1 protein-coding gene and 1 pseudogene are annotated in these 1,892 nt (G+C 32.5%); one reads left to right on the top strand and one right to left on the bottom strand.

Translation table 11 applies throughout. The annotated features are described in order from the left end of the window. Positions 1-411: 411 nt before the first annotated feature. Positions 412-1,470 (bottom strand): FUSC family protein, encoded by a 1,059-nt coding sequence (locus tag AC1DIT_RS28000; protein WP_016114376.1) that lies wholly within the window; start codon positions 1,468-1,470, stop codon positions 412-414. Between the two features lie 265 nt (positions 1,471-1,735). On the opposite strand from AC1DIT_RS28000, the pseudogene AC1DIT_RS27995 reads away from it, so the two are divergent. After that, positions 1,736-1,892 (top strand): annotated as a pseudogene (locus AC1DIT_RS27995) (RNA-guided endonuclease TnpB family protein); the annotation flags it as partial.

The raw sequence follows: 1,892 nt of genomic DNA, 5'->3' as shown, positions 1-1,892 counted from the left end.
CTTTGTAAGTCCTATCAGACTTTCATCCTTTTACCGGAGATGAAACCGCCGCCCTCTACTCAGTTTTCCTTTCGCAAGCGATGCTCCAAGGTGATTTTCAATGATTCAATCGTTACCACCCTCACAGCCACGGGGCAGCTCTCTGAAACTTTCATAATCATCTACTTTCCTCTTCTTTGCATATAAAATATATGAAAGTTAGAAAATTCTTAATTAACTTTCAGTTGTTACACGTATTATAGGACTTTGTTCGTTTTATTGTCAATATATTTTTTGAAAATTTATATTTTAAATTATAATCCGAATGCTTAAAGGTAGATCTTTTTTGTTAAAACATAGATTTCGGCATGTTAAGAAGAAACTTTTTTGCTAACCTAGCATCCCCGCAGATTTTTTTGTACAAGAACCGAGCTAGTAATAATTATCCTTCCTTAACTCTTGAATAAATTTAAGCGTTTCATTATACAAACCCAATTGATATCTATAGTGCTCTAATTCTGGTGAGATATTGATTTGTACAGAAATCGAAGATAAGTCTAATAAATCTAGGTGAAATTTAGAAACCCTAGAATTTTGACGATCCTCTGAACTCTTATTGAGTTGATTTTCTATGTATCTTCCTAGCATTTGTAGTTGAATCGTCCATTGTTGTTGATCCGTTTTTGAAATGCAGTCTGTGTTAGACCAGTCACTGAATGTATTGATTATATTAGAAAGATAGATATACCCTACCTTTAACTGCACAAGGAATTGTTCGTTTTGTTTTAATATTTGTTTTTTATTCTTAGCAAATGGATTCAATTTCAAACTTTTTTCCGCCAGCTTAAAATCTTTTTGCGCTTGATGCAGTTCCTGAAGTAGATTCGTCACATCTTTTCTTAACTGCTGTCCGTTAACAGAGCCACAATTCGTATTTACCCAATTAGCTGTTCTTTCAAACAACTGTACAAGATGAAATCCAAATTGACTTAATGTCTGACGAGCTTCCTTCACATAATTGGGTGGAAAAATTATTACATGGATAATAATGGCAATAAGTGCCCCTATAATAGTATCTCTGATTCGATCTATGACATAATAGTTTGTTTTATGAACAAAGACAAAAACTAATAAGATAGTTAAAGCTACTTGATGTATTATGGTTTTATGTACTCTTAGTATAACTGGGAGCAACATTCCTCCGAACAATAATAATCCTATCGTCCACCCATTTACTTCTAAATGATTGATAATAAAAACGGTAACGGAAATCCCGAAAATAGTGCCGATAATTCTGTAAAAAGCATACATGGCAGAATGTTGGACTGTTTCTTGTATAGAAAGAATAACAGTCAGTGGTGCCAAATAAGGATGTTTTGATCCTAGCATTTTTGCTAATTCCCATGATAAACCAGAAGCTAAAGCTATTTTTGTTATCAGCATTACTCCTTTTAGTAGTCCAGTCTTTTTCTTACCTATGTTTTTTTTCATAAAAACTCCTTTGTTCAAAAAATCACTTTATATAAAATCCCCTACACTTACTCTAAATGATGGAAAATCAAGTTACCACAAATGAAACTTGATTATTTCACCAATACAAGAATAAATCGAACCTTCATGAAAATGTGTATTTAACCTAAATACACGAGTCTATATAAAAATAACTACAAAAGCAAATATATTTATATTTATACTTACTATTCATGCCCTGTTCTATATTTTTTATCCTTCCATTATCAATAGGACTAAACTTTTCAAGCAATCGAACTTCCTTCATCATAAGTCAAAAGAATTAGTCGATAACTTTGATGTTGTAGCAATTGAAGACTTGAACATGAAAGGGATGTCACGAGCACTTAACTTTGGTAAAAGTGTTGCTGATAATGGGTGGGGGATGTTCACGACTTTTTTAG

This window comes from Bacillus sp. 05T22 (assembly GCF_056396765.1).
This window is presented reverse-complemented; position numbering and strand designations above follow the sequence as displayed.